26 protein-coding genes are annotated in these 25,597 nt (G+C 40.1%); 9 read left to right on the top strand and 17 right to left on the bottom strand.

Going from position 1 to position 25,597, the window contains the following annotated elements; all coding sequences use genetic code 11:
* Positions 1–112: 112 nt before the first annotated feature.
* The 4 genes from NYE72_RS14755 to NYE72_RS14740 form a co-directional block, all read right to left on the bottom strand.
* Positions 113–472 (bottom strand): multidrug efflux SMR transporter, encoded by a 360-nt coding sequence (locus NYE72_RS14755; RefSeq protein WP_339211996.1) that lies wholly within the window; start codon positions 470–472, stop codon positions 113–115.
* A 17-nt stretch (positions 473–489) separates the two neighbouring features.
* Positions 490–816, bottom strand: coding sequence for a multidrug efflux SMR transporter (locus NYE72_RS14750; protein ID WP_038570894.1), 327 nt, complete (start codon positions 814–816; stop codon positions 490–492).
* Between the two features lie 13 nt (positions 817–829).
* Positions 830–1,363 carry a TetR/AcrR family transcriptional regulator gene (locus tag NYE72_RS14745; RefSeq protein ID WP_036677976.1) on the bottom strand — a complete coding sequence of 178 codons (534 nt, stop codon included), beginning with the start codon at positions 1,361–1,363 and terminating at the stop codon, positions 830–832.
* Positions 1,364–1,479: 116 nt separating this feature from the next.
* Positions 1,480–1,956 (bottom strand): GNAT family N-acetyltransferase, encoded by a 477-nt coding sequence (locus tag NYE72_RS14740; protein WP_038570891.1) that lies wholly within the window; start codon positions 1,954–1,956, stop codon positions 1,480–1,482.
* 129 nt (positions 1,957–2,085) lie between these two features.
* On the opposite strand from NYE72_RS14740, the gene NYE72_RS14735 reads away from it, so the two are divergent.
* From NYE72_RS14735 to NYE72_RS14725, 3 genes are all read left to right on the top strand, one after another.
* Positions 2,086–3,747 (top strand): ribonuclease J, encoded by a 1,662-nt coding sequence (locus NYE72_RS14735; RefSeq protein ID WP_038574458.1) that lies wholly within the window; start codon positions 2,086–2,088, stop codon positions 3,745–3,747.
* 236 nt (positions 3,748–3,983) lie between these two features.
* Positions 3,984–4,853, top strand: a complete 870-nt coding sequence (locus tag NYE72_RS14730) for a helix-turn-helix domain-containing protein (RefSeq protein ID WP_038570889.1) — start codon at positions 3,984–3,986, stop codon at positions 4,851–4,853.
* Between the two features lie 44 nt (positions 4,854–4,897).
* A complete protein-coding gene (locus tag NYE72_RS14725) occupies positions 4,898–5,221 on the top strand; it encodes a DUF5823 family protein (protein WP_235219403.1) in 324 nt (107 codons plus the stop codon).
* A 106-nt stretch (positions 5,222–5,327) separates the two neighbouring features.
* On the opposite strand, the gene NYE72_RS14720 is transcribed toward NYE72_RS14725, so the two are convergent.
* On the bottom strand, positions 5,328–6,884 hold the full coding sequence (locus NYE72_RS14720) for an ABC-F family ATP-binding cassette domain-containing protein (RefSeq protein ID WP_036677991.1): 1,557 nt from the start codon (positions 6,882–6,884) through the stop codon (positions 5,328–5,330).
* A 232-nt stretch (positions 6,885–7,116) separates the two neighbouring features.
* Between NYE72_RS14720 and NYE72_RS14715 the strand changes: the two genes are divergently transcribed.
* On the top strand, positions 7,117–7,701 hold the full coding sequence (locus NYE72_RS14715) for an AAA family ATPase (RefSeq protein ID WP_038570886.1): 585 nt from the start codon (positions 7,117–7,119) through the stop codon (positions 7,699–7,701).
* A gap of 342 nt (positions 7,702–8,043) precedes the next feature.
* On the opposite strand, the gene NYE72_RS14710 is transcribed toward NYE72_RS14715, so the two are convergent.
* The 7 genes from NYE72_RS14710 to NYE72_RS14680 form a co-directional block, all read right to left on the bottom strand.
* A complete protein-coding gene (locus NYE72_RS14710) occupies positions 8,044–8,931 on the bottom strand; it encodes an RsiV family protein (RefSeq protein ID WP_076217533.1) in 888 nt (295 codons plus the stop codon).
* A gap of 1 nt (position 8,932) precedes the next feature.
* Positions 8,933–9,439, bottom strand: a complete 507-nt coding sequence (locus NYE72_RS14705; protein WP_038570883.1) for a sigma-70 family RNA polymerase sigma factor — start codon at positions 9,437–9,439, stop codon at positions 8,933–8,935.
* A 90-nt stretch (positions 9,440–9,529) separates the two neighbouring features.
* Positions 9,530–11,395: an acyltransferase family protein gene (locus NYE72_RS14700; protein ID WP_339211993.1), complete on the bottom strand. Its 1,866-nt coding sequence runs from the start codon at positions 11,393–11,395 to the stop codon at positions 9,530–9,532.
* 171 nt (positions 11,396–11,566) lie between these two features.
* Complete coding sequence (locus tag NYE72_RS14695) at positions 11,567–12,637, bottom strand: stalk domain-containing protein (protein ID WP_339211992.1); 1,071 nt, start codon at positions 12,635–12,637, stop codon at positions 11,567–11,569.
* A 72-nt stretch (positions 12,638–12,709) separates the two neighbouring features.
* Positions 12,710–13,174, bottom strand: a complete 465-nt coding sequence (locus tag NYE72_RS14690) for an NUDIX hydrolase (RefSeq protein ID WP_339212084.1) — start codon at positions 13,172–13,174, stop codon at positions 12,710–12,712.
* Positions 13,175–13,210: 36 nt separating this feature from the next.
* Complete coding sequence (locus tag NYE72_RS14685) at positions 13,211–15,010, bottom strand: peptidase (protein WP_339211990.1); 1,800 nt, start codon at positions 15,008–15,010, stop codon at positions 13,211–13,213.
* A gap of 2 nt (positions 15,011–15,012) precedes the next feature.
* Entirely contained in the window at positions 15,013–16,074 is a 1,062-nt protein-coding gene (locus NYE72_RS14680; RefSeq protein WP_076105644.1) for a MoxR family ATPase, read from the bottom strand.
* A 257-nt stretch (positions 16,075–16,331) separates the two neighbouring features.
* On the opposite strand from NYE72_RS14680, the gene NYE72_RS14675 reads away from it, so the two are divergent.
* Together NYE72_RS14675 and NYE72_RS14670 are read left to right on the top strand one after the other, a co-directional pair.
* The gene (locus tag NYE72_RS14675; RefSeq protein WP_036678010.1) at positions 16,332–16,760 is read left to right on the top strand and encodes a MarR family transcriptional regulator; all 429 of its coding nucleotides are present in this window, start codon (positions 16,332–16,334) and stop codon (positions 16,758–16,760) included.
* Positions 16,761–16,789: 29 nt separating this feature from the next.
* The gene (locus NYE72_RS14670; RefSeq protein WP_339211988.1) at positions 16,790–18,424 is read left to right on the top strand and encodes an MDR family MFS transporter; all 1,635 of its coding nucleotides are present in this window, start codon (positions 16,790–16,792) and stop codon (positions 18,422–18,424) included.
* A gap of 91 nt (positions 18,425–18,515) precedes the next feature.
* Here NYE72_RS14670 and NYE72_RS14665 read toward each other — a convergent pair whose 3' ends face one another.
* On the bottom strand, positions 18,516–19,067 hold the full coding sequence (locus NYE72_RS14665; RefSeq protein WP_076105643.1) for a YdhK family protein: 552 nt from the start codon (positions 19,065–19,067) through the stop codon (positions 18,516–18,518).
* 223 nt (positions 19,068–19,290) lie between these two features.
* On the opposite strand from NYE72_RS14665, the gene sleB reads away from it, so the two are divergent.
* Positions 19,291–19,884: a spore cortex-lytic enzyme gene (gene sleB / locus NYE72_RS14660; RefSeq protein ID WP_256715518.1), complete on the top strand. Its 594-nt coding sequence runs from the start codon at positions 19,291–19,293 to the stop codon at positions 19,882–19,884.
* Between the two features lie 47 nt (positions 19,885–19,931).
* Here the strand turns inward: sleB and NYE72_RS14655 are convergent, their stop codons facing one another.
* Both NYE72_RS14655 and NYE72_RS14650 read right to left on the bottom strand, forming a co-directional pair.
* Positions 19,932–20,771 (bottom strand): GNAT family N-acetyltransferase, encoded by an 840-nt coding sequence (locus tag NYE72_RS14655; RefSeq protein ID WP_076179847.1) that lies wholly within the window; start codon positions 20,769–20,771, stop codon positions 19,932–19,934.
* A gap of 20 nt (positions 20,772–20,791) precedes the next feature.
* Positions 20,792–21,343, bottom strand: coding sequence for a GNAT family N-acetyltransferase (locus NYE72_RS14650; protein WP_038570863.1), 552 nt, complete (start codon positions 21,341–21,343; stop codon positions 20,792–20,794).
* A 404-nt stretch (positions 21,344–21,747) separates the two neighbouring features.
* Between NYE72_RS14650 and NYE72_RS14645 the strand changes: the two genes are divergently transcribed.
* Positions 21,748–22,551, top strand: a complete 804-nt coding sequence (locus NYE72_RS14645) for a DUF2935 domain-containing protein (protein ID WP_036678028.1) — start codon at positions 21,748–21,750, stop codon at positions 22,549–22,551.
* A gap of 251 nt (positions 22,552–22,802) precedes the next feature.
* Positions 22,803–23,594: a hypothetical protein gene (locus NYE72_RS14640; RefSeq protein ID WP_076099294.1), complete on the top strand. Its 792-nt coding sequence runs from the start codon at positions 22,803–22,805 to the stop codon at positions 23,592–23,594.
* A 70-nt stretch (positions 23,595–23,664) separates the two neighbouring features.
* Here NYE72_RS14640 and NYE72_RS14635 read toward each other — a convergent pair whose 3' ends face one another.
* A complete protein-coding gene (locus NYE72_RS14635) occupies positions 23,665–23,931 on the bottom strand; it encodes a CD3324 family protein (protein WP_038570858.1) in 267 nt (88 codons plus the stop codon).
* Between the two features lie 188 nt (positions 23,932–24,119).
* Positions 24,120–25,514, bottom strand: a complete 1,395-nt coding sequence (locus NYE72_RS14630) for a protoporphyrinogen oxidase (protein ID WP_076099295.1) — start codon at positions 25,512–25,514, stop codon at positions 24,120–24,122.
* Positions 25,515–25,597: the final 83 nt, after the last annotated feature.

Below are 25,597 nucleotides of genomic sequence, written 5' to 3'. Positions count from 1 at the left end.
CGGAAAAGATATGTGATACCAATATCGCCAAACTACCCTAAATATGGAATCTATCAACATCACGCCAATCAAATATAGGCCTGATTTCTCAGGCCCTTGTTTTTTATAAAGATTAGCTTGTGGTTTTAAGTTCTTTTTCATCAGCTGAATCTGGAGAGTTTAATAAAACTACACCTCCAACTATTAATACTATGCCTGCAAGTGTAAGCACACTAAATGGATCCCCCCATATTACTTTGCCAACGATAGCGGTTAGAACTGTACCTACACCTGCCCAAATCGCATAAGCTAAGCTTAAAGGTAAAACTCTGAGACTTATAGACAAACTATAAAATGCGATTATAAAACCAATAATAACACCTATAGTAGGCAATATTTGTGTGAACCCTTCTGACATTTTCAGCATAGTTGTACCTATTACTTCGCTTATAATAGCTACCCCTAGTACCAAAAAACCCTTATTCTTGTTCATAATAATTCCTCCAAGCTCTAATGAGATCCACCAGAAAGTTTCATAATGACTACTCCACCAATGATAAGAATCAGACCGAGTAATTTCTTCAGATTGAATTTTTCTTTATAAATGATTACTCCTATTAACGCAGTTAAAGCCGTACCTACCCCCGACCAAATAGCATAAGCCGTCCCTAGAGGAATCGTTGAAAGCGCTAAAGAAAGACAATAAAAGGCTGAACCCATGCCGAGTACGACTCCTATTGAAGGTAAAATCTTTTTAAACCCGTTAGAAACCTTAAGCATGGAGCTACCAAATACCTCGCAGATAATCGCTGTTGCCAGTAACAGATATGAATTCAACAATAGCCCCTCCTTACTCCGTCATGTTTATTAATTCTTGAATCACTTTACTGCGTAACTCCTTATCTAAAACTCCTAATCCGAACATTTCTGAATACCATAAACCGTCCGCTGCCAGCCTGACAATCGTTGAACGTACAGGATCTATTCCATCGTTCTCTATATTGTTTTGCCATACTGAGTATTGATCTTGAAATTTCTTAAGGATATCCGGATTCGTAAAAAGAGCAGCCGAAAGCGCTGTGCTAATCTCCTGCTCTTCCTTAAGATCGTCGTCAATCGCCTGAACAAACGCTCGTCCCCACTTCCCCGTTTCTCTAGATGCATTCGCTACTCTTTCTTGAACATTACTGAAAAAATCGCTTGTTAACTCTTCCACCATACTTTTTATTAAAGCTTCCTTATTCGGAAAATGGTGCAGCAGTCCACCTTTACTGACCCCGGCTTCTTTGGCAACAGCTTCAAGCGTAAGCTTCTCCACCCCATTATTTTTAACAACAATAGAAGCTGCTAATAAAATACTACTTCGTTTTGAATTACTGTTCACGATAATCACCTCTGTTATTTACTATACCGTCTGGACGGTTTTATTGTCAAATAAAAAATCATTATCTTAGAGCAAAAAAAGCCTGGTAATCCAGGCCTCCAACATTTTTAAATCAATTACATTAAATTTTTAATATACCAAGCATCACAAGCAAAATGCTCCGACCCAGCAAGTGGTTTTTCTAAAAGCTCAAATCCATTTTTTGTGTAGAAACGGTTGGCTGCGTGCATGTTTTGCAGTGTCTCCAAATAACATTGGTTGTAATGAAGCTTGGCAAAGTCCAGCGCTGTATTTAAAAGTTCGTTGGCTATCCCGTTACCTCTAATCGACTGAGATAAATACATTTTTTGCAACTCACATATCTTGTCATCATTCCCGAAAGGAGCAATTCCACAACCTCCCAATACTTCCCCTCCCTCTTCAACAACCCAATAAGCCCGATTCTCACTATGATTATAATAATCTGATAAATGATGCAGGCTGTCATCCTCCCAGGCGAGACCCGCGCGATTCCCGCCAAACTCAATTAGGCAGTCCCTGATGACCTTTTCAATGGAGCTATTATCTTTCATTTGTAATAGTCGGATATTCATGAGTAACGTTCTCCTATCTTTCGATTAGCTTTCTTCAGTTATTATATTGTATCAGCCTTCAGAATGGATAATTATAATGGGAATCAAACATAATATAGAGAAATTTATTTAGGAGGGGCTTCAATGAAAATGGCAGCTAAGCAGCTCTCGATTGCAGCATTAGGCGGGGTTCATGAAATCGGTAAAAATATGTATATCCTGCAATACGCAGATGACATTGTCGTTATTGATTGCGGCTCTAAATTTCCAGATGAAAGTCTTTTAGGAATTGACCTAATTATTCCTGATGTTTCGTATTTATTAAATAATATTGATAAGGTACAAGCATTGGTGGTTACTCATGGACATGAGGATCATATCGGTGGGATTCCTTACCTGCTTAAACAGTTGAATATCCCGATATATGCTTCCCGTTTAACCCTAGGATTAATCGAAAATAAACTTAGGGAACATGGGATTTTACGACAAACGAAACTCAATTGTATTGATTCAGAATCTACTTTAACCCTGGGTGCCATTACTACAACATTTTTTAATACAAATCATAGCATTCCAGATTGCCTTGGCGTAGTATTCGATACACCTGAAGGTACCGTAGTTCATACGGGAGACTTCAAATTTGACATGACGCCCGTCAACAAGCAGTATCCAGATATACATAAAATGGCCGATATCGGTAAAAAGGGTGTAAAGATCCTGCTTTCAGAAAGCACCAATGCTGAGCGCCCTGGCTTCACCCCTTCTGAGAAGCTTGTTGGCGCTCACATAGAAGAAGCCTTTTTAAAAGCAGAACGTAGAATTTTTATTTCTACCTTCGCCTCAAATGTACATCGTCTACAGCAGATCATTGATGCTTCTCATTTAACTGAACGTAAATTGACCTTACTCGGCAGAAGTATGGTTAATGTAGTCGGAGTAGCCCAAGAGCTCGGTTACTTAAACATTCCGGACAATATGCTGATCGAACCTGCAGAAGCTGCTAAGCTTCCTCCGGCTCAGGTAACTGTTTTATGTACAGGCAGTCAAGGAGAGCCCATGGCCGCCCTCTCACGCTTAGCGAACTCAAGCCATCGATTGATGGAGATCCAGGCTGGGGACACGGTTCTGCTCGCAGCCAATCCCATCCCAGGAAATGAAAGAAATGTTTCAAGGATTGTCGATAATTTATATATGCTGGGTGCTAAAGTCATCTATGGTTCACGCAGTGAGCTTCACGTCTCAGGGCATGGTAGCCAAGAGGAACTTAAGCTAATGCTGACTCTAATGAAACCTGAATACTTTATTCCGATCCATGGTGAATACCGCATGCTGCATCATCACAGCTTGTTAGCGGAGGCGGTAGGCGTCAAACCAGAAAATATCTTTATTCTAAAAAATGGGGACATCGTCGAGTCATCGTCTGGTGTTGTCCGCCAATCCGGTCGAGTGACTGCTGGGCAAATTCTAGTGGATGGCCTTGGGATCGGTGATATTGGAAATGTTGTGCTTCGCGATCGTCGCCAGCTGTCAGCAGACGGCATACTGATTACGGTGATTACACTGAGCCAAACCGATGGACGTCTATTAAATGAGCCGGACACCATTTCCAGGGGATTCGTTTATGTCCGTAACTCCGATAATTTAATGGACGAGATCAACCAGCATGTAACATCGACCCTTAAAAAGATGAACGAAACTGATCTCGGCCAATGGAATATCATCAAGCAGACCATCAAAGAATCATTAAGTAAGTTCCTATACGAGAAAACGAAACGGCGTCCAATGATCCTTCCAATCATCATTGAGGTTTAATGTAGGAATGCATCCAAATAGATATTGGCGGATTCTCACTCCATTATGAGTAAGAATTCGCCTTTTTGTGTTTTATAGTTTTAATACTCTTCTTTTATATATTCTGCTGATAGTATTAGATTCAGGTGCAAATTTCTACATACTGAAGTACAACTAAGCAAGAATTATCAAAATCCCTTTAAATAGATGAGGTATATTAAGACCAGAACAAGGAGGTGATCAGGCTGTATTACAAGATGATTCACAATAGTATTGAATTTATTGAGAACCATTTGGAAGAAGAAGAATTGAATCTGGACAGAATTGCGAAAGAGGCTGGATTCTCCAAATATCATTTCCATCGGCTCTTTCAGAAATATGTCGGCAAAAGTGTAGCTGAATACATTCGTTCCCGTAGGTTGAGTTCTGCTGCCCAACTGCTGCTCTATTCCGAAGAACGCATTCTAGATATTGCACTTCTTTATGGTTTTGATAGTCAAGAGGCTTTTACAAGAGCTTTTAAAGGACATTATGTTCTCCCCCCAGCCCAATACAGGTCACAGATAAAACTATTGATTCAGGAAAGAGAGGAATTTACCATGTCCGAAATTAAAGGTTGGTTCATCACCGGAACATCTCCCAGCAAATATAAGGCATCATTAGATATGCAGATTTACCATAAGGGAAGGAACTCTGTATCACTGGAATGCGCAGAAACTGAACCACTCGAAGGGAACGAATTCGGTACTCTAATGCAGCAGTTTGACGCAAAAAATTATCTTGGGAAACGGATGCGGTTTGCCGGCTTTATCCGGACCGAAGAAGTAAGCGACTGGTGCGGCTTATGGATGCGTATTGATGACAAGCTCCAGAATATGCTGGGTTTTGACAACATGCAGTACAGAAGTATTAAAGGAACTGCTTCCTGGAATTTTTACGCTTGTGTGCTGGATATCCCGGCAGAGGCGGATTGTATCAACATAGGTATTCTCCTATCCGGATCCGGAAAGATTTGGCTGGATGACTGCACCTTTGAAGAAGTAGGCCTGGACGTTCCCGTCACTGATTCCCGTGCACGGACAGAAGAATTTCCGACGGAACCGCAGAATCTGAAGTTTGAAGCCTAAAGTTTGCTTACCGGCGGAAAGTTTTGAGGAGTGATCTATTGTTTGTGTTAATTATGGAAATCATGAAGACGGCCATTCAATTTTTGACGGATTTGTTATCTGGGAATCTGCCAAAATACTTTTACCTCTGGTGTGGTCTATTTATGCTATTTGTAATCATCTACGCCTATCTTGAGGTACGGATGAAATATAAATCAGTCGATTTTATAAAAGGCATCTGCATTGAAAGTGTCTCCCATCTTGCAGGCTGGATCATCGGTATCCTAGTAACCTTGTGTAGTTACATTATCCATCCTCAGTGGTGTTTTTGCGTTACTGTTCAAGATTTCTCAGAGAGATGGAATCATTGCCTCAGACGCCAATTTTAATCGTCACAGTTAATGCAGATGGTGCCTCGGGATAAAAAAACAGGATACCCTTCGGAGAATCGAAGTAAGGTATCCTATTTAAGATTCGTTAATTGAACTCGTATAATTAGAATACTTTCGTCGTCCAATCTTCGCAATTCCAGATATCTGTTACGATGTCCTGATAAAAATCGGGTTCGTGAGAAATCATAAGAATGCTTCCTTTGTATGCTTTTAGAGCGCGTTTCAGTTCATCTTTGGCATCGATATCCAAGTGGTTTGTCGGCTCATCTAATACGAGAATATTGGTTTCGCTATTAATGAGCTTACATAGACGCACTTTGGCTTTTTCCCCACCACTTAGAACAGCAATCTTACTCTCAATATGCTTCGTAGTTAATCCGCATTTAGCAAGGGCAGCACGTACTTCGAATTGTGACAGAGACGGGAACGTGTCCCAGATTTCCTCAATACAAGTCTTGTAATTGCCTTCCTTCATCTCTTGCTCAAAATAGCCAATCTCCTGATGGTATCCACGTTCTACCGAACCGGACAATGCAGAGATTTCACCTAAAATGCTGCGCAGCAAAGTTGTTTTACCAATTCCGTTTGCCCCAACCAACGCGATCTTCTGTCCACGCTCCATCAGCAAATTAAGCGGTCTGGACAATGGAGAATCGTAGCCGATAACCAATTCTTTTGCTTCGAAAATCATCTTGCCCGCAGTTTTACCTTCTTTAAAGTTAAACTGTGGTTTCGGTTTCTCCTTGGCAATCTCGATGATCTCCATCTTGTCGAGCTTCTTCTGTCTGGACATTGCCATATTACGGGTTGCCACGCTGGCTTTATTACGAGCTACGAAATCCTTCAGCTCTGCTATTTCTTGCTTTTGACGATTATAAGCAGATTCAAGCTGTTGTTTTCTCATTTCGTAGACTTGTTGGAATTGCTCATAATCACCCACATAGCGGGTCAGCTTTTGATTTTCCATATGGTAGATCAGGTTAATAACGCTGTTCAAGAATGGCATATCGTGAGAGATCAGAATAAAGGCATTATCATACTCTTGAAGATAACGTCTCAGCCACTCAATATGCTGCTCATCCAGATAGTTGGTAGGCTCATCGAGGAGCAAAATATCTGGTTTTTCAAGCAATAGCTTCGCAAGCAAGATTTTGGTACGTTGACCACCACTAAGATCGGCTACATCACGATCCAATCCAATGTCAGTGATCCCTAGTCCACGCGCAGTTTCTTGTACTTTCGCATCAATCATGTAAAAATCTTGATTTGTAAGTGTATCTTGGATGGTACCTACTTCTTCAAGCAGCTTTTCCAGCTCTTCAGGTGAAACGTCACCCATTCTGCCGTACATATCATTCATCTCTTGCTCCAGATCAAACAGGTATTGAAAGGCACTTCTGAGTACGTCTTGAATCGTCATTCCTTTGGTTAACACAGCATGCTGATCGAGGTAGCCAACACGCACCCGCTTGGACCATTCGACTTTACCCTCATCAGGTTGCAGTTTGCCTGTAACAATATTCATAAAAGTGGATTTTCCTTCGCCGTTAGCGCCGAATAATCCGATATGCTCGCCTTTTAGGAGACGGAATGAAACATCCTTAAAAATCGCACGATCCCCAAAGCCATGACTTAATCCTTCAACATTTAATATGCTCATTTATGGACACCTTTTTCTTATTTTTCTCGCTATATTATAAGCAGGATTAACTAAAAACTCAATGGAGAAGCAAAAAATTATCATTTTTCAGGCTAATTTGCGAACAATTTTAGTTTTTGTGGACCGTCACTTGCCGAGATTAGGTTTGCGCTGGCGATCGCTCGTCATCTTTTATATGATAGTATGCATAGATACACTTTGGAGTTGACTTGAGAACTAAGGAGAATTAGAAATGAATAAACTTGTATTTTTTCTTGGTCCAGCTGGAGCAGGCAAAACAACGTTAGCTAAAGCGATTGCTTCGCGGCGCAAAATACCATTTTTCGATATGGATATTCTGCTACGGCCTGCTGCCGACGCCATAATGACTTTACACGGACTGGATCCGGCAGATAGAGACTCAGCAGAGTACAAAAGGTTATGCCGCGATTTAGGTTATCGAATCACTATGGATGCTGCGCTGGATAATATAGGCTTGTACGTCGATGCTTTTGTGGTTGGTCCCTTCACCAAAGAGGCGGCCAATCCTGACTGGATCAGCAATGAGTTAGTTCGGATCGGACGTTCCCTCCTTGATGTTGAAGTCAAGGTTGTCTTGGTAGGTTTAGCCAACGAGGAATTGTACCGGGAACGAATTCAAGACAGACAATCACCACTAGATGAATGGAAGTTCCAGCATTGGAATGAATTCCGCACTTCTCTTGGCAACCGTACGGTAGCATGGCCGCTCCCGGCTGAAAATATTGCGTTGATCGATAATTCTAACCCGGATATTAATGCTACCGTTGCGGCAGTAGAGCGATTTATTTACGTCTAAACTTTCGGACCCAGATGACGTTATTTCCGCTTTTATCAGCTTTTGCGCAGAGTTTCGGACCCCAGTGCAGCTATTCGTTAGAAAAGAGTGCTTGGGGAGTGTTTTTCGTGCCAATAGCGACGATGCGGTCCGTTAGGATTGCAAAAGTGCGATAATGCTGCGTTTAGGGTCAGCTGAGTCCGATAGCTGCTGCGTCCCCCGTAAAATATTGACATCAAACGATGTTTAAGGCTTTGACAAAGAGTTTTGGCTAAACTTTTGGACTCAGATGACGCTAGTTCCACATTTATCAACTTTTGCGCAGAGTTTCGGAACGCAGATGACGTTATTCCCAGAATTCTTTTATTGAATATACTTCTGACTGACTAAATCATCAGCAAGCACCGCGGTGGGTATCACAAATTCAACGGAGCCCATATAACCCGGTGCGACATCGTATTTATTAAACACAATCACAAGCTTACCTTCGGTATTGATATAAAAGCTTTGATCCTTCGTAATGGAGGTAAACTGATCCGTTGGCACATCATCGCCATACTCAGGGATCCAGTAAACTTTCTCAGAGTCTGCTTTCATTTGAGCAATCATCTGTTCTTTAATATTTTCGCTAATGCGTTCAATGTATTGATCATCTTTAAATAGCATTGGCAATGTAATAAGGATCTGGTTCACTTTGTCTATCGTATCAAAAGTAACTTCCATTGAAGATGAACCAGCGGTTTCCTCAACATATCTGCCAATGGAGAAAATGCGCTCATTATCCGTTTTCACTTCATAACCTACATCCAGCCCCAAATGGCCCCCACCTTGTTCCTTCAACGCTTCGATCTCCGCTTGGAACTTTTCGTATAGTGCTTTATTCTCACTTAAATATTTGCTGTTCAATCCAAGCTCCAGTTCTTTGTTTTCCATATCCGTAACGGCTGGAACCTTGATATTTGCATCGTAGTTCTCTTCTTCTACAACGTATTCTTTAATAGTCAGCACTTTTATTATCCGATCAACGCCTGGAATGGAAGATAATGCACTAGCTACGGTTGTACTGGTGTTTATGGCTACTAGAAAAATAACTGCGGCCGCACCAACACTAGCCACCCACTTAGTTGTCGTGTGTTTTTTTCTATTGGCTTTAAGTGACTGCTTTATAGAGCGGTTTACAATCAAATCAAGTTCATCCGGAATGGGAATATCGGTATACTCTTTATGTAATTCTTGTATTCTTTCGTCCATCTTACTTTATCTCCTTTAAGGCTTCATCATTCAGCTTCACCCGCAATAACTGAAGGGCCTGATACAGCCTTGTCTTTATTGTATTGGTGTTCTCATTAAGAACTTCAGCCACTTCATTAATCTTCATATCCTCAAAATATCTAAGCACGATCACACTTCGGTATTTCGCCGGCAGCTCTTCCAGTGTTCTTTTCAAATCCATATCTGTATAGTTATCCTCAACAGCCGGACTATAGGTTTCTATTATCTCTGGCTCCATCGTCTGAACCTTCTTGTTTCTGCGCAAAAAGTCTAAAGAGGTATTCACGACAATCCTGTAAAACCAGCTTTTCACGGCATCGTGATCCTTTAGCAAATCCATTCGTGTCATCGCTTTATAAATAGAATCCTGCACAATGTCGAGGGCATCCTCTTTGTTTTTCACATAACTGTAAGCAAGCCGGTATACATTTTCTTTGTTTTCTTTGATACATCGCGTCAATATTTTCTCGGTTTTCCTATTCAACATGGTCGATTATCCTTCTCTGTTTGTGATCTGGTGTTGTAACAGGAGTAAGACGTTTGGTGAGTATAAAAAAGTTTGGAGATTCCAAATAAATTATTTATTTTCTTTTTCCAAAGCTTTAATTAGAATTGATGCATAATACTTGGCACCCTCACGTTTCAGATGAACACCATCTTTGTAGAAGTAGTCGTCTTTTCCTTCACTAGCTGAGTACCAGTCTACTATGGTCGTATTCCTGAATTCACTGGAAACTTTTGAAAGGGTGGAATTCACAGTCTGCTCCCACTTTCTCGGCACACGTGTATTGACCAAAATAATCTGCTCCGCATCGCTTAACGAGTTTAATAGTTTACGTAATTGCTTGGAGTTAAAAGCTCCATTCGTCCCCAGCTCTATGATCATCCGCTTCCCTAACCGTCCTTGTGCTCTAAGCTGATCAACCACCTCCTGTGCCTGCATCATCTGTCTGCCGACCTTTCCATCGATAACAATACCAGGGAGACTTTCTACCAAAAATGGTGCCGCATCCAAAATGACAGAATCGCCAATGGCCGTAATATTCTTTCCGGTTTGATTTTTTTCGGTTACCGCTATGTTTCTTTCTGGTTCAGCTTGTTTCTCTTCAGTGTCAGGTTTTTGCTTCTCAACATCCGTCGTATCTTTTTCTACGGGTGGTGCCAATGAGTTGTGATCTATTGGATCTTGCACTGTTCCCTCTTGCTGTACATTCTCCTTATCTGCAACTTCGATTGGACGCGTGTCAGATTCAGCATTGGATAAATATCCATTGCAGGCAATCGGAATAAGAATCAAAAAGATCATGGTCATAAGAAAGACTGGGCGGTAGCTGCGGCGTTGTTTCGCACTCCAATGGTTCCAAATGTTTCTTAATGATTTCCGCCGGAGCGGCTCCTCCACATATTTGTATGATAAGGCTGCCAGTAGAAAACTTCCTGCTAACTGAAGGATCATACGAAGCACGCCGCTCTCATCTGGATTCCCATTAGGGCTGGTAAGAATAATTACGGGATAATGCCAAAGGTATAAGCTATATGAACGTACACCTATCCATCGCAAAGGTTTGCAGCCTATTTTCCGGCCAAGAGAACTGGCAGGATGAGCAAGCACGGCAATCACTACTGCAGTAATGATAGAGATGATCAAAAATCCACCACGATATAGTGATTCATCAAATTCGTTAATCCGGTAAACTAGCACCATTAATACCAGCAGTCCCAGAGCACCAATGATATCAAACATATAACGAGATCTTTCTGTGACTGTATTTTTAAGTTTCTGACTAGGCCATGCAACGGCAAGCGCCGCTCCAACTAGAAGTGCAAATATGCGAGTATCTGTTCCATAATAGACCCTGCTTGGATCTGTGCCCGGTACATAGAACATAGCCATGGCTAAAGCTGAGACAGCAGCACAAGCCAGAATCCAGGCAATAAGTTTACCTCGACGAGGTATGATCTTTAGTCCTAATACGAGCAGCAGCGGCCATAGAATATAAAACTGTTCTTCAATAGAAAGTGACCATAAATGTCCGATCGGTGAAGGAGGTCCAAAGCTTTCGAAGTACGAAACATCATGAAATATTAACCACCAGTTATTAACGTAAAATAGTGATGACATGAAATCTCCTGTCAGCCCATTTAATCTCGTGGGATCTATGATTAAGAGCCATAAGGTGACAACGATCAGCATGACTATCGTCGCCGGCAGCAACCTCCGTGCTCTACGTATCCAAAAGTCCAGAAGGTCCAATCTTCGATGACGCTCCCATTGGTTAATGATTTGGTCTGTGATGAGATAACCCGAGATCACAAAAAAGATTCCCACTCCCAGCAGTCCACCCCCAGCCCATTTCAAATTCAAATGATAGGCTATGACAGCGAGTACAGAAAAAGCTCTTAGTCCATCAATTCCAGGCATATAACGCTTGTTGTCATTCATTCTGTTTCAGTCCTTACCCTTAATTTGTTGTTCATAGGCAGGACGCAGGAGTAGCACAAAAAGTTCTTTTAACTGGTTATTCTGTTATCAAAAGTAAAAAAACACCCGCGCAAGAATTACCCTGCGGGATGTTTTTAAAAAATCTAACTACTTTCACAAACTTCTAAAAGGTTATTTCTGAACTTCAACCTGTAGAATTTCTGATACGAATTGAACAGGTACATAGGTTTTGTTATCTTGCAGAACAGGGGCAGCACCTAAAGCTTTAGGAGTCGTTTTTGCGAAGAAGTAAGAATCTTTGTTAAGCGTAACACTTGTCCACTGTGCACCTTTCATCAATTCAGCGGTTTTGGTAGACTGATTCCATTTCAATTCATAGTTTAGTTGACTGGCCACATCACGAAGCGATACCATGCGCACGCCTTTCTTATTCGTGAAAGTAGCTACTTTTTTCAAATCTAGCTTGGTTGTATCCGTTGAACTATGATTTAAGCTGAACCGAAACTCTGGTGAACCTACATAACCTGGTGCAATGCTGTATTTAGGGAATACGATTACTAAGTTACCTTTATCGATATAGAACGACTGCTCAGTTGAAGTTCCTGTGTACTCTTCTAAGAAATACTTATCTGAATCCTTTTTAATTTCTGCCAGAATGTCTGCATCGAGCTTCTCTTTGTAGTTAGCTCCCAGTAGATCCGTTAGTGTAACAGGTTCTGCCTCAGCTATATTTTTCACATTATAAGTATCGATCCGCGGCATGCTTGTTCCACCTTCAGAGCCTTCAGTAGTAACAGTCAAGGAGATAACGCCTGCTGGAGAACCTGTTCCATCTGATTTCAGATCATAAGTAATGTAAAGAGTATAAGGATGAAATTCCATTTGATCAGCCTGTGCTTTTTTGCCCATTTCTGCAGCGTCTTTCTCCCACTGTGCCAGATCCTTTTCAGCATGAGAGAGGATAATATCGTTCAGTTCATCTTGATAATGAGTATCCAGCATTCCTGTTAGCTGTGGTACTTTTAAATCTGCAATCAGGTATTTACTTGTTGTGTTAAGTACTTTTTCTTGTACTTTAATGCCAGCAAGGGCTGGTGTCTTGGACGGTAAAGCCGCAGAAACATTAGCTGTTACTTGTGTGGGAACCATAGCATGAACCGGTAAAGAAGCTGCACTCACTCCCATAATGGCTACACATCCAACTGCACTCATTTTAAATAGATTTTTTGTTCTTTTGTTCATATCTCGTCATCCTCCATCTCTATTTATAAGTGCCTTCCGATGACACTCATTAGCTAGGACGCAGGAGGACCTCTAAAAAGTTTGCTGGTTTTCTAATTTATTAAATATAATTTCTTCAACTTCTGTACCCCGTAACTCTACGTAAAAAGGCTGTACCTCATCATTTAGACAATACTCCAGCCGCAGTCTGAGGTTTTTCCATGTGACCATTTCTAATGCTTGTTCTATCGAGAAAAACCCAACTTCTAAGCTCTCGGAACTAGTAGCAGGTTCGCCGCCGATGGCTTTCCCTAGAAATAGGTTAGTACAAATAGATCGATCAACATTTTGAAAAACTCCGCAGAACTTATTAATCTCTATATCAATGCCCGATTCTTCTTTGGCTTCCCTGATTGCTGCTTCTATAAGGGACTCCTCCTCTTCAACCTGTCCGCCTGGCATCTCCCAGCCTCTACGTGGACCTTTTATTAATAAGATTTCTTCTTGATCATTGAATACAACTGTAGCTGCTGAAAGAATATGTTTGGGGGGATTCATATCCATTGTTACCTCGCTCTAAATTTATTCTAAGCCCTAATTAATTCTGAATACAGGTCCTTTGGGTGAGAAAGGCAAGTCATTACCCTTGGGCAAAATATAAGCATGGTCTCTTTTAAGGATCAGCTTGTCACAATAACCATCTGTAATAATTAGAAGCGGTCCTTTTTTCGGGAAATCCTCAGCTTGTTGAATCAAATCAATAGCTGGTTGTAAGATCGTTCCCCCTCTTCCCTTCACTTGTACCCGATCCGCGATAGCCTCGGGGGGCATGTAACCTGCATCATAAGGACAAGCATCACAAAAGATAATCCGTGCAAAAGTAACATCACGAGCCTGCGCATAACTTGAAATAGCCCCTAATGCTTTGGCCAGAAGTTTTTTATCCATTGAGCCTGAGGTATCTAAAATAACTCCAAAAGTACGGCCATCATCTGCAGCACCGCTATGAACCCACTGTGGTCGAGGGATATCAGGCGTAGAAGATTGACGTCTGCTAATTCGTGAATAAGATCTGGTCTTCTCAAGCGGTGAAAAATAATGATCAAACCACCGTGCAAGCTCTACATCCCATTTAATAGGTGGCTGGCCCAGCGCTCTAATCTCTTCAACTAGGCCTGATGGCAAAAGACCGCGACTTTGCTCTTCATGATACATAAGTCCCTGTTGCATAGCATTTTTACAGAAATCATCTAACGTTTGTCCTTCTCTCGCATCCCAAAAACTTGATGAACCGTTATCTAAAATGTCACCGAGTCCATTCCCTCTCAAGGTTGCCAGTTTCTTATAAGTGCGGATATCTCCGACCATACGATCATAAATCGTTTCAGCAGATAAACCTTTAAGCTCAGGATCTGATAAGAGTCCAATTCGCGGATACTCCCCTACACTCATTTCCACTAGCCATAAATTTATAACGTAGTCACAAGCCACATTCCAAAGATAATGATCCCGGCCAAGACACCGCTCGTGATGCTGAAGCCCTGCATGCAGAAGCTCATGCGCCATCACGAAAATACACTCCTCATCGTTTAGTCCAGCTGCAGGGTTCATGAATATTTTGCGATCAATAACGTCAATGGCAGCTATGGAAATATCTAATCGCCGACATATCGCTGGATCTTCTATAATCTCAAAGCCGGCGGCAAGCGCTCCTAATAAAGGATATCTGTCCATAAACCATCGTTTTGCCCGTTGTGGAGCTGTTAAAGAAAGTGCAGGGTCACTAATAGTATTAGCATGTCCTCCAGCAACACTTACTGCATTCGTCACAGCATTAGATAACCCATAAGCAAAATAGGCTTCCCAATCCGGCGCTTTTCCCCAGTATCTTTTGGTGGTTTCTCGAACATTCATGTCCGGCTTTGAAACACCCGCAGTCCCAAAATATCTGGAGTTGTCCGGAATTCCTTTTATCATAAATTGCTCGTAAAGCTGTTGTTCATCTTTAATTGTAAGATCAATTCGCGACTCCATATCTGCGGGTACTTTCCCAAACTTCAAGTCATTTAAAAACTTTGCTATGTACACATCACATGCAACGTTCCACGCCACTTGATTCTCTTTAATCTTTAAATGTCCAAGACCTAAATGAAGAAAACAATGTGCCAAAACGTACATCCATTCAGCAACCTCGCCACGCCGTTTAGGATGAGTGTAAATATAACCGTTATTAGTGACAATTGCCCAGCCGTCTTCAGGATAGGGACTATTTTCATTATGGATAATCGAAGCTCGAACAGATAACGGCGCAAAAATAGGATGATCCGCGATTAACGAACATGCTTCATTAAAATTTTTCAAAGCGGGATTATCTGGAGTTGTTTTTTTAGCCATATTTACCCCCGCTCTTTTATTGCAAGACGTGGTAAATCACGTACAATTTCAACCATTAACCAATCTGGAATATTATCACTTTGCTCCTGCTTAGCAACTACTAGCTGTGCAATTTCGAAGCTAATGACGGACAAGTCTTTAATCAGCTTTTTAACCGTATGTGCAAATTGGCGATGTCCATCTCGTACGTTATCTTTAATCGGAGGGAGTTCTTTGATAATCTGGGCACGCAAGGATTGCGCCAGAAAATACAGGAGATCCCGATCTTCTGGAGCCGTTGGAAATGAGGATTTACCATCTATAATTTGATTAAGTTCATATTTTCCAGTTAGATTTTTATAAAAAGCCCTGAATTGTGTGGCGTGAGAAGGTGTCAGTGAGCCATTCGCTAAAATCCCCACGGTATCCACATTTACATCATCGCCAAACTCATGTAGTGCATCACTAAGCATATGCCAAGAGCGTGGCGTGGAGAAAGGCTCTTCAGTCTTTGGAGGTGCACTCCACAAATGATCGGGACGCAATTCCAGATATTCAATAACCATAGGATGAATGCTATGCTCATATGCCCAAGAGATCCAATTCTGAAACGATACATTTAACTGTATATGGAACATCCGATTGATAAGCGCGGAGGACATAGGTTTAACAATTGCACTATCTTGTGCACGGTTACCAGCTCCTATTACTATAGAGCCCTCAGGTAGGTGATAATCGCCGATGCGGCGTTCGTGGATGAGACTATAAAAAGCTTTTTGCACCTCTTGAGAACAGGCATTAAGCTCGTCTAGGAACAAACAATATGGTTCATCCCGAGCAATCATTTTTGGAGGACAGAATTGGCTCTTACCGTTAACGATTTGCGGGACTCCAATGATGTCTTCAGGTGCTAATTGAGAACCTAATAGTGACACACAAGGAAGACCCACCTGATCAGCAAAAGCTTCTACTAGCGAAGATTTCCCAATACCAGGCGCCCCCCAGATAAAAACAGGGCGAATCACAGAAACGTTTAGAAGTACTTGCATAAGTTGAATAGGTGTTACAGGAGTTGCTAAATTCAAATAAATGCTCCTTTTTAATGAAATAATAATAAAGATAACTATACACAGTATAACAAATAATTCATTAGCTCAGGAACGAACTTCAACAACAACACTCTATTTCATTCGAAAAAAACAAACCTTTTCTTGACGAGATATAAAAAAGGATGATATATTGTTTCACGCTTTAATAATTAAGTAGTTAATCATTTAGTTGTTATCTAAAATTTAATGGAATTACTTATTCCGCCCTATTTCATAACTTTAGGAGGCGTGATTTGGCTAATAATGAAGATTTTCTTCAGATTTCTACTATGTTCAAATCCTTTTTAAAAGGAATCTCCCAAGATTGGAACAAACAAGACTACCCCTTAAATATTACACAGTTCAAAACCCTCAGGACTTTATCTAAGAACGGTCCACAAAACGTATCACAGATTGCTGCAGCTCTGGGTATTACCTCAGCAGCAATTACAGGCGTAACAGACCAATTAATCGCTGAAGATTACGTAAATAAGGAACGCGCCAAAGATGATCGAAGGGTTGTACACATCACCATTACGCAGAAAGGAGAAGCAACGATTAAAGAGGTGCAGGAACGCCATCAAGAACTTATGGAATCTTACTTTAAGATACTGCCCGATGAAGATATTGAGCATTTAAGAAGAATTTTCGCAGTAATAATTTCTGATTTAGACAAGAGATAAAATTTAAAAAGTGGCGGGGAAACAATCAAATGGAACATTTATCCAGCAAACGAAAACTTAGTATTATGATAGCAATAATGGCTGCAATGCTGTTCGCAGCGATTAATCAGACAATTACAAGTACTGCTATGCCGCGTATAATCGCAATTCTTGATGGCATGGATTACTATACTTGGACTATTAACATTTACTTATTAACATCAACAATAGCAACCGTTCTTGTCGGTAAGTTATCTGATATGTTCGGACGTAAACCCTTTCTATTAGCAGGTATTCTCTTATTTATGGTTGGGGCTTTTCTGACAGGTACATCTTCCGATGTTTATCAATTTATCATTTACCGTGGGATTCAAGGGGTAGGTGCAGGTATTATTCAATCCACCGCATTTACTGCCGTAGGTGACTTATTCCCTCCGCGTGAACGTGGTAAATGGATGGGGTTGATGATGGCAGTATTCGGCTTCTCCAGTGTGCTTGGACCAACGCTTGGTGGCTTTTTGATTGACAATATGGATTGGCATTGGCTGTTCTGGATCTTCCTACCGCTTGGTGTAGTAGCCTTCGTGATGATTCTTACCTTATTTCCTAAAGGCAAACGTGGGGAGTCAACAAGCATCGACTATTTAGGTTCCTTGCTAATGACAACTACCATCGTGCCTCTACTGCTTGCCTTCACCTGGGCAGGTACAGAATATGATTGGGGTTCTTCGCAAATTCTCGGCCTGTTGGCGGGAACGGTCGTTTCGGCACTTCTCTTTATTTTTGTCGAATCTCAAGCTAAAAATCCAATTCTTCCGCTTCATCTATTTAAGAATAGCGTAGTTACCATATCTAATATTATTGGTTTTATTATGAACTTCGGTATGATGGGAGCTATGATCTATCTTTCCTTCTTCGTACAAGGTGTTCTGGGGATCTCCGCGACATATGCAGGGTATGTTACTATGCCAATGTCGATCGTTATGGTTGTAGCCAGTGCCCTTACCGGACAAAAGATGGCGAAAAAAGGGAAGTATAAACGTTACGCATTAATTGGAATACCCATTATGATTGCTGGTATGACAATAATGGTATTTATGAATAATGTACCGATGGCTGTCCTAAGTATGATTGTGTTTGGTCTTGGGTTAGGATTGGGAATGCCAGTATTCTCACTAGCTACTCAAAATGCGGTTTCACACACAGAACTGGGTGTAGTAACGGCCTCCTCACAATTATTCCGTAATTTAGGCGGTACGATCGGTATCGCAGTCATGGGTACCGTTATGTCAAATAGTCTTACCAAAAACTTGAAGGAAGCTCTGCAATCGTCATCAGCACCGGATTTCACACAGATAGATCCAAAACTTGCTGAGCAAATGCTCTCCTTCGCTAATCCACAGGCATTAATGAACAAACCATTGCTTGAACAGACTCAAGCTAGTCTGCCAACCGATGTACAGCCTATCTTCTTACAAATGATTGAGGGTATCCGTGACGCTTTAGGACAGACATTGTCATCCGTGTTCTTAACCGGGACCATTGTGCTTGTTGTAGCTTTCGTGCTTGTCTTCTTCCTGAAGGAGCTTCCACTTCGTACTTCTAACCAAATGCCAGTTCCTGAAGAAGCTGAACAGGACCCGTCAAACATGAAATCTTCAAAACTTGCAGTGGATAAAGCCTAACCGCAAATTACTTTGAAGCTGACTATAAAACAACAAAAACTGCAACGTACTCATGCGTAACTGAGTAAGTTGCAGTTTTTGTGTTGATCTATTATTTTACAGGTGAAAGCTCATCTTCTGTTACCCACTTATGATTTTTCACTTCATCTCCACCCGTAGTAGGTTTGTAATTAATCATATAGACAGTGGTTTTTTCTGCGGAGTTAATCTGAGCCGTTGCACCCTTCATATCCTTCATATGATCAGATTCCATAATAACCTCTGAGCCTGGTTGATAGGATATATCATCTGCTTCTTTTATTTCTTCATGAATAATCCACTTATGATTTGTGACCGGCTGACCTCCTGTAGTAGGTCTATAGGAAACATTATATGCTGTCGTCTCATAAGCTCCCACAATTGTCGCAATGGCTCCCTTCATCCCTTCCATATGGTCTGTTTGGATCACAGCTTCACTTCCTACTTTGTAAGTAGGATTCTCCGCTACCCGCAGATCTTTTGGAACTTCACCTGAACTTGAATGTGAGTTATGTTCCATTTGTGTATCGTTAGAAGACATTTGATTGCCATAGCTATTGTCATTACTACAAGCACTTAAGCTGAAAGCAGCTGCGACGACTAGTAGAAATAATTGCTTTTTCATATAAAAGACCTCCGAAATTTTATCTGCCTATAAGTATTATTTTACCCATTTCAGAAAATCACAAACTGAACTAAGGATTCACAGTTTGTAAAACAGTAATTTATTTTCCATTAAATGAGTGTTGTCTCAATGATTAAACTATATTTATAATGTTTTCTGAAAGGAGGCTGCTATAATGAAGACTAAAATATTCACTTTGTTGCTTCTTTGGGGTCTGGTGAGCATGGCTACTATGATCGGTTCTGCTAATGCAGCTCCGGTATTAACCATAGGAAGTTCTTCAGGAGATGTATGGGATCTACAATATAGATTAAAAACCCTTGATTTCTATACTGAGCCCTTAGATGGGGTATACGGATCACAAACGAAAGCAGCGGTTACTAGTTTTCAAAAGGCCTATGGAATAAGCGCTGATGGAATTTCGGGGACAAAAACTTGGAATATTTTAAAAAAACACACGCTTAATATTAATGAAATGGATATTTTGGCTAAAGTTATCTACAGTGAGTCTCGCGGTGAGCCTTATGTAGGACAAGTTGCAGTGGGTGCAGTAGTCATGAATCGTATACAATCAAGTCAATTTCCTAATAATATTAAAGAAGTTGTATTCCAAAAAGGAGCTTTCACAGCCGTATCTGACGGCCAGTATTGGCTTACACCAAATCAGACAGCTTATTTAGCTGCTCTTGATGCTGTTCGAGGTTGGGACCCCACAAACCATTCAATCTATTATTTCAATCCGGATACAGCAACAAGTGCATGGATCTGGTCACGTCCGCAAAACTTAAAAATTGGTAAGCATATATTTGCGAGTTAAACGCATCAAATAGCTAAGATCAACAAAAGCCGATCTAACTATGATAGTTAGATCGGCTCTTCAATTCCAAGCACTAAAGCCATATTAATCTGCCCTACTTCGTCCTTATGGTTATACCCCAATTTATTATAGATTCTGATCGCATTTCGATTTTCTTTATCTGCTGCTAGAAAACTCCGCTTAGCACCATTGTTATTCCCCCAGCGTATACCTTCAACAGCTAACTTATGTCCGATACCTTGGTTATGATATTTCGGATCTACAGCTAATTCTCTAATCCATAACACAGGTCCCATTTCATTTTCAAATCCGTAGATGTTCAATAAACATACTCCAACAATGCTTTTATTCAATTCTGCTACAAGAATACAAGAATGATCCGATTCATTCCATGTTTGTATGAAATCCAACTCTTCACCATAGAAACCTCTTGAAAGATTTATACATGCTTTGGTGATCATACTAACCTGTAAATAGTCTTTAGGCTCAATGTTTCTTATGAATGGTGATTCTGCTTGATCGGTGATCTTCTTTGAGATATCCTCATTCCAGAAATCAATAAATTGACTAACTACCTTGAACCCCAAAGACTCCATAACTGGCATGAGATCTAGATGTATAAATTCGATATACATTCTATGAGTTCCACCCACAGGTAATTGAATAAACTTACTAGTCAGATCTATTAGTGCAGTCCTAAATAATTCTGTAGACTCGGCAGCCCAATGAATATTATGACCCTCATCAACCGATTTACATAATATAAACACACCAGGTTCATCAATAAGAATATCCTCAGGCGCCTGTAGTTCCAGCTCTTCAACATCCAAATATTGCAAAGAACTGTACTTATAAGCTTTCGCTTTTAGGAATGAATTCTTAAACATAACTTCGAAATAATCCCCTTTTATGGATTCGATAATTTTGATTGGTTACTAAATGTAAAAATCATCTTTAATTCATCATCATATGACTTCCCGCATTCCTCTAAATAACTATCACCAGTGTATTCTTTTAAAGTTTTCCTCCAAAAATGCTGTGCTCTCCTATTTGTGCCCGTGAGATTTGTTTGCAACTCCCAGTTACCCAAATGAAGCTTAAAGACTTCCTTAGCTGCATATTCAGCAATTCCCTTACCACGGAAGGGCCGTAGAATAAAAAATTCATTCAAATAGAATTCACAAGCAGACGGTGTGTAAGGCGGTGTAGCAACTAATGCAAACCCTACTGGAATATCATTTTCTTTTATTAAATAAGGATACAAAACGCCAGCTTTCTCCCACCAAATGTCGAAGACTTTATTCTGTTCCTTCAGTGTCTGTGTCTCGTCCTCCTCGAATACCCCGTATCGATTAGGAATCGTCCCCCATATTTCTGATAGATCGTGTAAGTATAGTGGGTAGAGGTTGTTAATAATAAACTTCGAGGCACTATCAGTTAAGGTGATTGTGATATTCATATCGTTACCTTCCTACCTTCTATCGAATTTTTGAATATATTAATGGAGATCACTCAAATAACATTCTGTATAATTATCTTTTGTATACTCTGTAAGTACTTTCCGTTAAAATATTATGGCAGAATAACTTTTTATCTTCAACGGTTCAGGAACAAACTTAATCTCCATCATCCCCCACAATTTCTTCTCAATAATTACTTCTTTTCTCAGTATAATTACGACCTCGCTCTAGTTATATGCCATATTCGATTAGAATTAATTTTTATATAATGTCACCATTTATATTTGATAATTAAGTTAAGCGTACCTGTACTTCTATATACTCGACTCGCCTTAACTTTTGCGGATATAGTACAAACCTCTAGCATATTATAATTGTATAAAAATGGGAGGTGTGCTCAGATATGCCGGATCCTTTTGTTTCGAGATCTCTAGATGAAATACGATTCTGGTCACGAATCATGAAAGAACACTCTTTTTTTCTTAAATTAGGGTTTCGTTGTGAAGACACGCAACTAATTAATGAAGCAAACCATTTCTATGCCACATTCGAAGCCATAGAGAATAGATCACTCGGATTTACTGTGGATTCTGATCCAGCAGTAATACGGAAGTTTAATGAGGAAGTTCATAGTGCAGCTTCACATATCTGGGCGTTCAAAAGAAAAATACTAGGTCTAATTCTACAATGTAAGCTTCCAGGCGGAACGAACTTCCCCTTATTAGTGGATCATGTCAGTAGGGAAGCCAACTATTTTCGAAATCGACTGGAAGAACTGAATCAGGGTAGGTTAGATCCTTTACCAGACGCAATTATTAATGAAAATGTATTCTTCCTACGTATAATGGCAGACCATGCTAAATTCATTGGTCATTTATTGGACCCTTCTGAACGTCAACTTGTTGAACAAGCAAGAAATTTCAGCCATGACTTTGATGTTTTGCTGTATCAAGCTATTGATCTTAGCTCCATGCGTCCTCAATCCCAAACCAAACCCCTGCTCAGTCAGCAACTTGACGAGAATAAAGTCTCAGTTAAATCTCTCCGTGACTTTAAGAAAACGGCACGAGATCTTATTGAGGAATGTCGAATAAAGAGCATCATCCATCCATTACTTGCGGATCATGTATTCCGAGAAGCAGAACGATTCCTGTATATAATTGATGCATTTGAAGCCTCTTTGAATATGAATAAACAAATCGTATAGCATTACATATTTAATGGATAGGACGGCAACTTGTATCAAAAAATACAGGTTGTCGCCCTATCTATCTTTATATTTGACTTCATTTAATTCAGTAATCCATTCCCAATCGATGTATAGAGATTTAAAGCACAAAAAGTAGTTGGTATTTGAGAAAAAACACTTTATAGTAAAACTCAGGGAGGAATAGTAAGTTTATGGAATGCGGGATTGCTACCAGTAAATACAAAATCAATAGATAAGGATGATTGAAAATGAAAAGGTTTGGTCGATATTTGATACTATGCACTATGGTTATTGCTCTATTAATGCCATCCACTGTGTTTGCTGCTGATAAGAAATTGCTCAACGAAGCGAGTATTACTTTGTCTAGTGATGTTATTCCCGTGGGTGGAACCACAAAAATAAAAGTTCGCTTACTAGCCGAAATGACCAGTCTTACATATGCAAAATTGACACCTGAAGTTTCTGATGAATCTATACTTACCATTGAATTGGATGGTTACTCAGATTATATTATTACAGGAGTTCAAGAAGGTTCTGCAGAAGTAGTCTTCAACATTCCTGGTTGGTCTAAAGAAAGATTCCCTATTACCGTTCTATCTGAGGCAGATTATGAAGAAAAGATGAAAACGCCACAAGAAGTAATAGATTTCACAACCTATTCTAATCAAATAGCAGCGATTTTTAAATTTGACGAAATTGCCTCTGAGGCATATGTAAAGAACAGAATAGATACAGGTAACAATAGAAAACAACGCTATACAGCGTTTAATAATGTGATCATTCCCAATTACACTAAGTTGGTAATAGAGGCGAAAAAGATCAAAGCACCCAATACAGAATTGCAGGCGTTACATGAAATCTATTTAAAAGCGATTAAGTTGCAATTAGAAGCAATGACAATGATGAAAGAAGCACTATACAAAACAAAGGTTTCTAGTACAGCTATTAATGCCGCAAATAAAAAGATGGATGAAGGCGTGAAGTATGAAGGACAGTTTGTAGATGGGATCAATAAATATCGGAAAAAATATGGTATTTAAGATTAAATTATAATCAAATTCCAAAAACCACGTCAGAGTTTCCTCTAACGTGGTTTTTTTGGATGATAAGCTATTTTTTTGAATAAACAATTTTCTTGATACTATCTCTAGAAAGGCAATATTCATCTGAAAGCTGGTCAACCGTTGCACCAACAGCAAATCTTAGACAGATTTCGATATTTCTAGATCTTAAGTATTTTCTGCTCCCTGATTTTTCGCCCCATTTTACATGTGATTCTTCAGGCTTAGGGATATAAACCATACCACCGTTGATATATTTCTGAATTTCCTCTAATAATTCTTTTGGGAAAATCGTATCTGCATTTACATATTTCATAATCGCTCTGCTCCTTAAACTTTTTAATGAGTTTGAAGGTAGCAAAGTCTATTCTGTAAACAACCCATGCACACTGCACTAGCGGTAAACTCAATTTTTCGCTCTATACAAACAACCGCCGTTGTTTATAAGTCTAGACTTTGCATAGAGCTGATCGCTAATCTTCTCACGATTGTACACCCTCCTTTTTATTGTATAGTTACTTGTTCCAAAATACGCTCAGCTGTCTTTTCTCCATTCGCAATACAATCCGGAATACCAACTCCATAATAAGAGCATCCGGCAAGGATAACATTAGGATACCTATCTGTCATCTTCTTCTCTAAGGATACTACAATTTGATGATGAAGTTTATGGTAATTTGGCATTACATCATGCCATTTGGTCACATCATAGGTAGCTGGCTGTCCTGTTATCCCGAGACTGGTCTGTATATCTTTCAAAGCCACCTTCAATAGTTCCTCTTCAGATAGCTTGATCAACGAATCATAATGAGGGTTTGAGCTCTTATAAAAGAGTCTGACAAGCAGACGCTGTTGTCCTGACGTATGCTCCCACTTGCGACTTGTCCACGTACACGCATTACATAGAACATCATCGCTGTTGGCAGTGATGAACCCTGTGCCATTCGCAGGCAACTGACTATCAGGGATATTAAATCCTAAATATACACTAATCATTGAACTATTATATAACTGATTGAAATCTTCATTTAGTTCTTCGTCTTGAAGTAGCGCTTGTGCTGTAGAATGCATCGTTCCAAGTACGACAACATCGGAGTCTATGATTCGTCCATCTGCCAAAGTTACCCGGTACTGCTCTCCACGTTTCTCAATTCTCTCGGCACGAATCCCTTTGATGATCTCCGAATTAGAAAGATGTTCTTCCATAGAATCGATCAAGGCAGATACACCTCCCTTGAATGACATGAACTTCTTATCGCCATTTCCTTGAAATTTGGCTTTATTAGCGGATAAACCCTGAATAATACTGCCGTATTCATTCTTATAATCAATCAAATAAGGCAGTGTCGAAGCAATTGTAAGTTCACTCAACTTCCCGGAATATACACCTGAAAGAACAGGTGAAATTTGCTTCTCGACAAGTTCCTTTCCTAAAAAAGCTTCTAGAAAATCACCCACGGAATCGTTTTTCGTAAACTTATTATTGGGTGTGTAGAAATCTTTGAGTGCTTCAACCTTTCCTTCAGCTGAGATCAGTTCTGTTGTAGCAAGCGACTCCATACTGAGTGGAATGCCAAAGACTGCATCTTTAGGAATTTGCTTCAGCTTACCTTCCGTATAAATAAAGGATATTCCTGTCGCGTTATATACGACCTCATGTTGTATACCCAATTCTTCAATCAGAGGTGCAACATTCGTTTTGCGAGTGACAATAGAATCTGCCCCAGACTCCATAATGAAGTCTTCTTGTTTTAGTGTTCTGATTTTGCCGCCCAGTCTATCGCTGGCTTCAACCAAAATAATTTTTACATCTAGCTTGTTATGCTCAATAGATTTCTGTAAATAGTAAGCGGTAGACAATCCAGTAATTCCCCCGCCAATCACGACAACTGTTCTCAATTCGTTGACACCTACCTCGTGGTTATAATCTGTATCAATTCAATTGTGTACATTATATCATAGGAATTTATAAGAATTTACAT

Origin of the sequence: Paenibacillus sp. FSL L8-0333, from assembly GCF_037965665.1 — a bacterium.
Taxonomy (GTDB): domain Bacteria; phylum Bacillota; class Bacilli; order Paenibacillales; family Paenibacillaceae; genus Paenibacillus_AQ; species Paenibacillus_AQ odorifer.
Note: the sequence above shows the minus strand (reverse complement) of the source record. Positions and strands in the feature narration are given on the sequence as shown.

Bases quoted from the DNA above. Each gene is read 5' to 3' on its own strand.
- NYE72_RS14755 (WP_339211996.1), bottom strand. From the start codon at position 472: ATGAACAAGAATAAGGGTTTTTTGGTACTAGGGGTAGCTATTATAAGC.
- NYE72_RS14740 (WP_038570891.1), bottom strand. From the start codon at position 1,956: ATGAATATCCGACTATTACAAATGAAAGATAATAGCTCCATTGAAAAG.
- NYE72_RS14735 (WP_038574458.1), top strand. From the start codon at position 2,086: ATGGCAGCTAAGCAGCTCTCGATTGCAGCATTAGGCGGGGTTCATGAA.
- NYE72_RS14730 (WP_038570889.1), top strand. From the start codon at position 3,984: ATGATTCACAATAGTATTGAATTTATTGAGAACCATTTGGAAGAAGAA.
- NYE72_RS14720 (WP_036677991.1), bottom strand. From the start codon at position 6,884: ATGAGCATATTAAATGTTGAAGGATTAAGTCATGGCTTTGGGGATCGT.
- NYE72_RS14715 (WP_038570886.1), top strand. From the start codon at position 7,117: ATGAATAAACTTGTATTTTTTCTTGGTCCAGCTGGAGCAGGCAAAACA.
- NYE72_RS14710 (WP_076217533.1), bottom strand. From the start codon at position 8,931: ATGGACGAAAGAATACAAGAATTACATAAAGAGTATACCGATATTCCC.
- NYE72_RS14705 (WP_038570883.1), bottom strand. From the start codon at position 9,439: ATGTTGAATAGGAAAACCGAGAAAATATTGACGCGATGTATCAAAGAA.
- NYE72_RS14700 (WP_339211993.1), bottom strand. From the start codon at position 11,395: ATGAATGACAACAAGCGTTATATGCCTGGAATTGATGGACTAAGAGCT.
- NYE72_RS14695 (WP_339211992.1), bottom strand. From the start codon at position 12,637: ATGAACAAAAGAACAAAAAATCTATTTAAAATGAGTGCAGTTGGATGT.
- NYE72_RS14690 (WP_339212084.1), bottom strand. From the start codon at position 13,174: ATGAATCCCCCCAAACATATTCTTTCAGCAGCTACAGTTGTATTCAAT.
- NYE72_RS14685 (WP_339211990.1), bottom strand. From the start codon at position 15,010: ATGGCTAAAAAAACAACTCCAGATAATCCCGCTTTGAAAAATTTTAAT.
- NYE72_RS14670 (WP_339211988.1), top strand. From the start codon at position 16,790: ATGGAACATTTATCCAGCAAACGAAAACTTAGTATTATGATAGCAATA.
- NYE72_RS14665 (WP_076105643.1), bottom strand. From the start codon at position 19,067: ATGAAAAAGCAATTATTTCTACTAGTCGTCGCAGCTGCTTTCAGCTTA.
- sleB (WP_256715518.1), top strand. From the start codon at position 19,291: ATGGCTACTATGATCGGTTCTGCTAATGCAGCTCCGGTATTAACCATA.
- NYE72_RS14655 (WP_076179847.1), bottom strand. From the start codon at position 20,771: ATGTTTAAGAATTCATTCCTAAAAGCGAAAGCTTATAAGTACAGTTCT.
- NYE72_RS14650 (WP_038570863.1), bottom strand. From the start codon at position 21,343: ATGAATATCACAATCACCTTAACTGATAGTGCCTCGAAGTTTATTATT.
- NYE72_RS14645 (WP_036678028.1), top strand. From the start codon at position 21,748: ATGCCGGATCCTTTTGTTTCGAGATCTCTAGATGAAATACGATTCTGG.
- NYE72_RS14640 (WP_076099294.1), top strand. From the start codon at position 22,803: ATGAAAAGGTTTGGTCGATATTTGATACTATGCACTATGGTTATTGCT.
- NYE72_RS14635 (WP_038570858.1), bottom strand. From the start codon at position 23,931: ATGAAATATGTAAATGCAGATACGATTTTCCCAAAAGAATTATTAGAG.